The organism is Streptomyces sp. NPDC006435, assembly GCF_040612315.1.
Lineage (GTDB): Bacteria > Actinomycetota > Actinomycetes > Streptomycetales > Streptomycetaceae > Streptomyces.
The window spans coordinates 128,458-136,495 of record NZ_JBEXPY010000023.1; the positions used below are offsets into that span (position 1 = coordinate 128,458).

The window sequence follows — 8,038 nt, forward strand, 5'->3', positions numbered from 1 at the left end:
AGAGGCGCCCCCACCGCACAGGGGGGCGCCTCTTCGCGTTTCTTCCGCCGTGGCCCGTGCGGCTCCCGTGACCCATGAGGGGTCCGGGGCTCGCGGTCCCGTGGCTCCAGGGCTCCAGGACTCCGGAGCCGGCCTCGGCGCGGTGGTGGCTACTTCGCGCGGTCGAAGTCGATCGCGCTGTAGGCGCGCAGCTTCGACAGCCGGTGCGTGGAGTCGATCTTCCGGATGGTGCCGGACTTGGACCGCATGACGATCGACTCGGTGGTCGCCGTCTCCGCGCGGTACCGCACGCCGCGCATCAGCTCGCCGTCCGTGATGCCGGTTGCGACGAAGAACACGTTGTCGCCGCTGACCAGGTCGTCGGTGGACAGCACCCGGTCCAGGTCGTGCCCGGCGTCCAGGGCGCGCTGCCGCTCGGCCTCGTCCTTGGGCCAGAGCTTGCCCTGGATGACGCCGCCGAGGCACTTTATGGCGCAGGCCGAGATGATGCCCTCGGGGGTGCCGCCGACGCCCATCAGCAGGTCGACGCCGGTGCCCTCGCGGGCGGCCATGATGGAACCAGCGACGTCGCCGTCGGAGATGAACTTGATCCGGGCGCCGGTCTCCCGGATCTCCTTGACGATGCCCTCGTGGCGGGGGCGGTCGAGCACGACGACGGTGACGTCCTCGGGGGCGGAGTTCTTCGCCCTCGCGACACGGCGGATGTTCACCGAGACGGGTGCGTTGATGTCGACGAAGTCGGCGGCCTCGGGGCCGGTGACCAACTTGTCCATGTAGAAGACGGCGGACGGGTCGAACATGGCGCCGCGGTCGGCGGCGGCCAGCACGGCGATGGCGTTCGGCATGCCCTTGGCGTTCAGGGTCGTGCCGTCGATCGGGTCCACGGCGATGTCGACCTCGGGGCCGGTGCCGTCACCGACGCGCTCGCCGTTGAACAGCATGGGCGCCTCGTCCTTCTCGCCCTCCCCGATGACGACGACGCCGTTCATCGAGACGGTGGAGACGAGGGTCCGCATGGCCTTCACGGCGGCGCCGTCGGCGCCGATCTTGTCGCCGCGGCCCACCCAGCGCCCGGCCGCCATGGCGGCGGCCTCGGTGACCCGGACCAGCTCCAGGGCGAGGTTGCGGTCGGGGGCCTCCGGGGAGACCTCGAGCTGAGACGGCAGATGATGCTCGGACATCGGAGCGCACCTTTCTGTACGACGACGACCGGAAGAGGGTGCTGTGACTCTATCGTCAGGTCGACAAAATGAGCAGACCGGGTCACTTATGAGCGGGCTGCCCCCGGGGTCGGGCCCGCCGGGCCTGATGCGACCATGGACCCGTGGCTAGCAAGCGAGGCAAGCAGACGGTGCGGGACATGTTCCTGTCGATGGCGGTCATCTCCGCCGTCGCGGGGAGTGCTTACATCTTCATTCCGCACGACGAGAACGCCAACCCGGTCAAGGCGATCGACTACCGGGTGGAGCTTCTGACGGCGCGCCGCGCCGCGCCGTACCCCGTGGTGGCCCCGGACGGACTGGCCGGGGATTGGAAGCCCACCTCGGTCAGCTACAGCCGCGTGCAGGGCAACAGCTGGCACCTGGGCTTCCTCGACCCGGACGGCAAGTACGTCGCGGTGGAGCAGTCCACCTCCCCGGCGAAGAAGTACGTCACCGAGGTCAGTCAGGACGCCCGGGACACCGGCCGTACGCGACAGGTCGCGGGCGAGGACTGGCAGCACTGGAAGGGCGACAAGTACGACGCCCTCGTGCGCCTCGACAAGGGCTCGACCACGGTCGTCACGGGCTCCGCCTCGACGGAGCGGCTGGCGGAGATGGCCGCGGCGCTCAAGGAGTCCTGACCCGCGCGGGCGCGTGCGGACGCGTATGGACACGTACGGGGAAGGCCCCGGAATCCTCGGCGGATTCCGGGGCCTTCCCCGTGTGCGCGGCGACGGTCAGACGGTCGTGACGACCTCGTCGTAGGAGAGGCGCGGCAGGCGCGGGAACCAGGCGTCCTCGCCGGGCTTGCCGATGTTGACGACCATCAGCACGTTGTGGTCGCCGTCCAGGAACTCCTTCTCGATGCCCGCGGCGTCGTAACCGGTCATCGGGCCCGCGGCCAGGCCGGCGGCGCGGATGCCGATGATGAAGTACGCGGCCTGCAGCGCACCGTTCAGCGTGGCGGCCGACTCGCGGACCGGGCGCTCGGAGAAGAACGCGTCCTTGGCCTGCGGGAAGTGCGGCAGCAGCGCCGGGAGCTCCTCGTGGAACTCGTTGTCGGTGGCGAGGATCGCGACCAGCGGGGCGGTCGAGGTCTTCGGCTGGTTGCCCTCGGCCATGTGCTTCACCAGGCGGGCGCGGGCCTCGTCGGAACGGACCAGGACGACGCGCAGCGGCGACTGGTTGAAGGCGGTGGGGCCGTACTTGACCAGGTCGTAGATCGCCTGGACCTGCTCGTCGCTGACGGGCTCGTCGGTGAAGGTGTTGGCGGTGCGGGCCTCACGGAAGAGGAGGTCCTGGGCGGCGGGGTCAAGGGCGAGGGACATCGGGCGTATTACCTTCCGGGCGTACACGGGATCGAGCAACGTGGAACACCGTACGGGAGAAGTAGGTTAACTTTCAACTAAAGCGGGGGTGGAGTGATCCTTTGCACAGCACATGTGCCGACCCGCCCGTCCCGCCCTCCTCGCTCCCGGGCCGTTCCCGGCCCGCTCGCGTCCCGTTCGACCTGCTCGTTTCCGCTCGCCCTGTTTCTGTCCGGCTCGTTTCCGTCCCGTTCTTTTCCGTCCCGTTCGTTTCCGTCCGGTTCGTTTCCGTCCGGCTCAGTCGGTGTCCGCCGCGCCGTCGCCCTCGGGGGCGGCCGGTCCCGCCAGTGCCTCGTCCAGCCGGGCGCGCGCGCCCTCCAGCCAGTGCCGGCACACCTTCGCCAGCTCCTCGCCCCGCTCCCACAGCGCGAGGGACTCCTCCAGCGTCGTGCCGCCCGCCTCCAGGCGGCGCACCACCTCGATCAGCTCGTCGCGGGCCTGCTCGTAGCCGAGCGTGTCCGCCGCCTCCGCCGTTGCGGTCGCTTTGTCCGTCATGCGTTCCACCCTGTTCTCCGGCCCGCCAGGGGCCCGTGACCTCGTACGTCCCTGCTTCCGGCCGCGCGTGTGGGCGCGGCCCCGGACCCGTGCGCACCCGCGCCGGGCCCGCTCACTCGTCGACCCGCACGGCGAACTCGCCCCCCGACACCCGGGCCCGCAGCACGTCGCCCGGCTTCCCCGCGTCCTCGGGGGAGCGCACGACCTGGCCGTCGGCCCGTTGCAGCACCGCGTACCCGCGCTCCAGCGTCGCCGCCGGGGACAGCGCGACGACCCGGGCCAGGGTGTGCGCGAGCTCCGAGTCGGCCCGGTCCAGCAGATGTCCCAGCACCCGTCTGCTCCGGCCGGTCAGCGCGTCGACCTCCGCGGCGCGCTCGTCCACCATCCGATGGGGGCGCTCCATCGACGGCCGGGCCAGGGCGTGCGCCAGGCCGCGCTCCTCCCGGTCCAGCAGCCCCCGTACCGCCCGCAGCGCACGGTCGCGCAGCTGCCGCACCCGGTCCAGCTCCTCGCCCACGTCGGGCACGATCTTCTTGGCCGCGTCCGTCGGGGTGGAGGCGCGCAGGTCGGCGACCAGGTCGAGCAGCGGGGAGTCGGGCTCGTGGCCGATCGCCGACACCACCGGCGTACGGCACGCGGCGACCGTCCGGATCAGCTGCTCGTCCGAGAACGGCAGCAGGTCCTCCACGCTGCCGCCGCCCCGCGCCACGACGATCACGTCGACGGCCGGGAGGTCGTCCAGCTCCTTCACCGCCTGGACCACCTGGTTCACCGCGTGGACACCCTGCACCGCCGTGTTGCGCACCTCGAAGCGGACCGCGGGCCACCGCCGCCGGGCGTTCTCCAGGACATCGCGCTCGGCGGCCGACGCCCGTCCGCAGACCAGGCCGATCAGCTGCGGCAGGAACGGCAGCGGCTTCTTCCGGCCCGGCGCGAAGAGCCCCTCCGAGGCCAGCGACTTCTTCAGCTGTTCGAGCCGGACCAGCAGCTCGCCGATGCCGACCGGCCGGATCTCCGTGGCCCGCAGGGACAGCTGGCCGCGCGGCGCGTACCACTCGGGCTTGGCGAGGACGACGACCCGCGCGCCCTCCGTCACCACGTCGGCGATCCGGTCGAAGACCTGGCGGAAGCACGTCACCCCCACCGAGATGTCCTGCGACGGGTCGCGCAGCGTCAGGAACACCACCCCGGCACCCGGCCGGCGCGACAGCTGGGTGATCTGCCCCTCCACCCAGACCGCCCCGAGCCGGTCGATCCAGCCGCCGATGAGCCGCGACACTTCACCGACGGGCAGCGGAGCTTCCGAGGACGTTTGGAGAGCCATGCGGCGAGCGTATCCGCCCCCACCGACAATCGGGCGGCTGCGACGACGGCCGCCGCGCCCCGCTTCCGGCCCGGCCCGGCGCCCCGTTCGACGTCCCCGTTCCGGGGCCGGTCCCGTTCCCGGACCTGCCGGGTGTTCCTCGGCCGCCGCGGTCGCGCGACGGGCGCTCAGGCCGTCCGGCGTCCCCACTGCGCCGCCAGCACCACCAGCCCCACCCCGAACCAGCACACCCCCACCACCTGCGCGCTCGCCGTAGCCTCCACGATGACCGCGATCAGCACCCCCGCGCCCACCACCGGCACCAGCACGTGCCGCCACCAGCTCGGCGGCCCCTCCATCCGGCGCACGGCGAACCAGCCGACCACCGACGCGTGCAGCAGCACGAACGCCGTCAGGGCGCCGATGTCGACGACCGACACCAGATGGTCGAGACCGTCGTCCCGCCGGGCCGCCCACACCGCGGCGACCAGCGTCACCGTCGCCGCCAGCAGAATCGCGGACCGCGGCACCCCCGACGCCGGATCGACCCCGGCGAGCACCCGGGGCAGCCGCCGTTCCCTGGCCATCGCGAAGAGCAGCCGCCCCGCCGCCGCCTGCCCGGCCAGTGCCGCGAAGGCCGCGCCGATCGCCTTGCTGACCGCCACCAGGTCGTGCAGCCAGCTCCCGACCGCCGCGTCCACCGTGTCGTAGAACGCCGACCCCTGCGCGGCCGGATCGGCGGCCAGCTCCGCCGACGTCATCGGCTCCAGCAGCGCCGCCAGATACGCCTGCGCCACGAACAGCGTGCCCGCGAGCACCAGGCAGAAGAGCACCGCCCGCGCCACCTTCTCCGAACCCCCCGTCACCTCCTCCGCGAACGAGGCGATCGCGTCGAAGCCCAGATAGGACAGCACGGCCACCGAGACCGCCCCCACCACCGCCGACATGGAGAAGGCGGAATCCCCGGTGAGCGGGGTCAGCCAGCCGCGCTGCGCCCCGTCCCGCACGAGGACCACCACCGCCGACACCAGGAACACCAGCAGCACCACGATCTCCATCGCCAGCACCGCGAAGCCGACCCGGGCTGCGGCCCGTACGCCCCATAGGTTGAGCAACGTGGTGACGACGACCGCGAGCGCCGTCCACACCCACCGCGAGACCGACGGGACCAGCGAGTTCAGCGCGATCCCCGAGAAGAGATAGGCGACCGCCGGGATCAGCAGGTAGTCGAGCATCGCCATCCACCCGGCGATGAACCCCGGCCCCTCCCCGAGCGCCTTGCGCGCGTACGCGAAGACCGAGCCCGCCAGCGGTGCGACCCGCACCATCTGGGCGTAGCTGAACGCAGTGAACGCCATCACCACGGTCGCCGCGACGTAGACCAGCGCGACCGCGCCGTCCGACTTCGCGTCGAGCGTGCCGAACACCCCGACGGGAGCCATCGGCGCGATGAAGAGGAGCCCGTAGACCACCAGGTCCCGGAAGCCGAGCGTCCGCCGCAGCCTGCCGCCCTCCTGGTGCGCCCCCGCCGGGCCCCGCGTCCCCGTGACCCCACCGGCACCGTCGCCGTCACCACTGCCGCTGTCGCCGCTGCCGCCGGTCTCCGACATGAGCCCTCCGTTGTCCGCGTATGTCCGCGTACGCATCAGTTTTGCGACAGTGCCGATCTTTCGCGCGTCCGGCGCGGCCTTACGATGGGGCGCATGACTGCTACGACACCTCGCCGCGTCCTGCTCGCCGCTCCCCGTGGCTACTGCGCGGGCGTGGACCGTGCCGTGATCGCCGTGGAGAAAGCCCTGGAGCAGTACGGCTCCCCGGTGTACGTGCGCCACGAGATCGTCCACAACAAGTACGTCGTGCAGACCCTGGAGAAGAAGGGCGCGATCTTCGTCGAGGAGACGGCGGAGGTCCCCGAGGGCTCGATCGTGATGTTCTCCGCGCACGGCGTCGCACCGACCGTGCACCAGGAGGCGGCCGAGCGGAAGCTCGCCACGATCGACGCGACCTGCCCCCTGGTCACCAAGGTCCACAAGGAAGCGGTCCGCTTCGCGCAGGAGGACTTCGACATCCTTCTCATCGGCCACGAGGGCCACGAGGAGGTCATCGGCACCTCCGGCGAGGCCCCCGACCACATCACGCTGGTCGACGGCCCCGAGGACGTCGCCGGTGTCGAGGTCCGCGACCCGTCGAAGGTCGTCTGGCTCTCCCAGACGACGCTCTCCGTCGACGAGACGATGGAGACGGTCGGCGCGCTCAAGGAGAAGTTCCCGCTCCTGATCTCGCCGCCCAGCGACGACATCTGCTACGCCACGCAGAACCGCCAGATCGCCGTGAAGCAGATGGGCGAGGACGCCGACCTCGTGATCGTCGTCGGCTCCAAGAATTCCTCCAACTCGGTCCGCCTGGTCGAGGTCGCCCTCGGCGCCGGGGCGAACGACGCCCACCTGGTCGACTTCGCCGACGAGATCGACGAGGCGTGGCTGGACGGTGTCTCCACGGTCGGCGTCACGTCCGGCGCGTCCGTGCCCGAGGTGCTGGTCGACGGGGTCCTGGAGTGGCTGTCCGCGCGCGGCTTCGAGGACGTGGAGATCGTGAAGGCGGCCGAGGAGTCGATCACGTTCTCGCTGCCCAAGGAGCTCCGCCGAGACCTGCGCGCCGAGGCCGCCGCACTCTCCGGGAAGTAGTCGCCGCACTCGCCGCATTCATCGGGAAGCAGTGCCCCTTCCGAGCAGGGCCCCTTCCGAGAAGTGGGGCCCCGGCGCACCCCTCCTTCGGCGGACGCGTCCTCGCGTTCCGGGGAGTGCGCCGGGTCGGCTGCCCGTACCGTGGACCGCATGCAGATCTTCGGCGTGGACATCGGCGGATCCGGGATCAAGGGTGCTCCCGTGGACCTGGACCGCGGGGACCTGGCGCAGGAGCGCCACAAAGTACTGACGCCGCACCCGGCGACGCCCGATGACGTGGCGGGGTGCGTGGCCGAGGTGGTCGGCCACTTCGACTGGTCGGGGCCGATCGGCATCACCTTCCCCGGCGTCGTCACCGGGGGGCACACGCGTACCGCGGCCAATGTCGACAAGGGCTGGATCGACCTGGACGCCCGCGGACTGCTCGGCGACCGGCTGGGACAGCCCGTCACGATCCTGAACGACGCCGACGCGGCCGGCATCGCCGAGATGACGTTCGGCGCGGGCCGCGACCGCAAGGGGACGGTCATCGTGCTGACGCTCGGTACGGGAATCGGCAGCGCCCTGTTCACCGACGGCCGGCTCGTGCCCAACACGGAGCTGGGCCACCTGGAGCTGAACGGCCGCGACGCGGAGAAGCACGCCTCGACCAAGGCGCGCGAGGACGAGGACCTGAGCTGGCACCACTGGGCGCGCAGGCTGCAGAAGTACCTGGCCCATGTGGAGATGCTGTTCTCGCCCGAGCTCTTCATCATCGGCGGCGGGGTCAGCCGCAAGGCCGACAAGTTCCTGCCGCTGATCGAGAACGTACGGGCCGAGATGGTGCCGGCGCAGTTGCAGAACAACGCGGGCATCGTGGGCGCGGCGATGGCGGCCGGCGGCCACTGACCACCGACGGCACCTCGTCGTGGGGGGGGGGGGGGGGCGGGGGGGGGGCGGCGGGCCGGCGGCGGGGGCGGGCGGGCGGGGGGGGGGCGGCGCGGCGCG

Annotated in this window: 8 protein-coding genes; 3 read left to right on the forward strand and 5 right to left on the reverse strand. The window is 71.7% G+C overall.

What is annotated here, in order from left to right; translation table 11 throughout:
* Window positions 1-149: 149 nt before the first annotated feature.
* Window positions 150-1,181, reverse strand: a complete 1,032-nt coding sequence (glpX, locus tag ABZZ04_RS22815; RefSeq protein WP_356934025.1) for a class II fructose-bisphosphatase — start codon at window positions 1,179-1,181, stop codon at window positions 150-152.
* A 143-nt stretch (window positions 1,182-1,324) separates the two neighbouring features.
* On the opposite strand from glpX, the gene ABZZ04_RS22820 reads away from it, so the two are divergent.
* Window positions 1,325-1,843: a DUF4245 domain-containing protein gene (locus ABZZ04_RS22820; RefSeq protein ID WP_356934026.1), complete on the forward strand. Its 519-nt coding sequence runs from the start codon at window positions 1,325-1,327 to the stop codon at window positions 1,841-1,843.
* A gap of 96 nt (window positions 1,844-1,939) precedes the next feature.
* Here ABZZ04_RS22820 and ABZZ04_RS22825 read toward each other — a convergent pair whose 3' ends face one another.
* The 4 genes from ABZZ04_RS22825 to ABZZ04_RS22840 form a co-directional block, all read right to left on the reverse strand.
* Complete coding sequence (locus tag ABZZ04_RS22825; protein WP_356934027.1) at window positions 1,940-2,530, reverse strand: malonic semialdehyde reductase; 591 nt, start codon at window positions 2,528-2,530, stop codon at window positions 1,940-1,942.
* Window positions 2,531-2,806: 276 nt separating this feature from the next.
* Window positions 2,807-3,064, reverse strand: coding sequence for an exodeoxyribonuclease VII small subunit (locus ABZZ04_RS22830; protein ID WP_356934028.1), 258 nt, complete (start codon window positions 3,062-3,064; stop codon window positions 2,807-2,809).
* Window positions 3,065-3,176: 112 nt separating this feature from the next.
* On the reverse strand, window positions 3,177-4,388 hold the full coding sequence (gene xseA / locus ABZZ04_RS22835) for an exodeoxyribonuclease VII large subunit (protein WP_356934029.1): 1,212 nt from the start codon (window positions 4,386-4,388) through the stop codon (window positions 3,177-3,179).
* A 167-nt stretch (window positions 4,389-4,555) separates the two neighbouring features.
* Window positions 4,556-5,977 carry an APC family permease gene (locus ABZZ04_RS22840; protein WP_356934030.1) on the reverse strand — a complete coding sequence of 474 codons (1,422 nt, stop codon included), beginning with the start codon at window positions 5,975-5,977 and terminating at the stop codon, window positions 4,556-4,558.
* Window positions 5,978-6,061: 84 nt separating this feature from the next.
* On the opposite strand from ABZZ04_RS22840, the gene ABZZ04_RS22845 reads away from it, so the two are divergent.
* Together ABZZ04_RS22845 and ppgK are read left to right on the forward strand one after the other, a co-directional pair.
* On the forward strand, window positions 6,062-7,051 hold the full coding sequence (locus ABZZ04_RS22845) for a 4-hydroxy-3-methylbut-2-enyl diphosphate reductase (protein WP_356934031.1): 990 nt from the start codon (window positions 6,062-6,064) through the stop codon (window positions 7,049-7,051).
* 150 nt (window positions 7,052-7,201) lie between these two features.
* A complete protein-coding gene (gene ppgK / locus ABZZ04_RS22850) occupies window positions 7,202-7,939 on the forward strand; it encodes a polyphosphate--glucose phosphotransferase (RefSeq protein ID WP_356934032.1) in 738 nt (245 codons plus the stop codon).
* Window positions 7,940-8,038 lie beyond the last annotated feature (99 nt).

What these genes read in the sequence shown, in the direction of transcription:
- ABZZ04_RS22830 (WP_356934028.1), bottom strand. Translation starts at nt 3,064, where the DNA reads ATGACGGACAAAGCGACCGCAACGGCGGAGGCGGCGGACACGCTCGGC.
- ABZZ04_RS22840 (WP_356934030.1), bottom strand. Translation starts at nt 5,977, where the DNA reads ATGTCGGAGACCGGCGGCAGCGGCGACAGCGGCAGTGGTGACGGCGAC.
- ABZZ04_RS22845 (WP_356934031.1), top strand. Translation starts at nt 6,062, where the DNA reads ATGGGGCGCATGACTGCTACGACACCTCGCCGCGTCCTGCTCGCCGCT.
- glpX (WP_356934025.1), bottom strand. Translation starts at nt 1,181, where the DNA reads ATGTCCGAGCATCATCTGCCGTCTCAGCTCGAGGTCTCCCCGGAGGCC.
- ABZZ04_RS22825 (WP_356934027.1), bottom strand. Translation starts at nt 2,530, where the DNA reads ATGTCCCTCGCCCTTGACCCCGCCGCCCAGGACCTCCTCTTCCGTGAG.
- ppgK (WP_356934032.1), top strand. Translation starts at nt 7,202, where the DNA reads ATGCAGATCTTCGGCGTGGACATCGGCGGATCCGGGATCAAGGGTGCT.
- xseA (WP_356934029.1), bottom strand. Translation starts at nt 4,388, where the DNA reads ATGGCTCTCCAAACGTCCTCGGAAGCTCCGCTGCCCGTCGGTGAAGTG.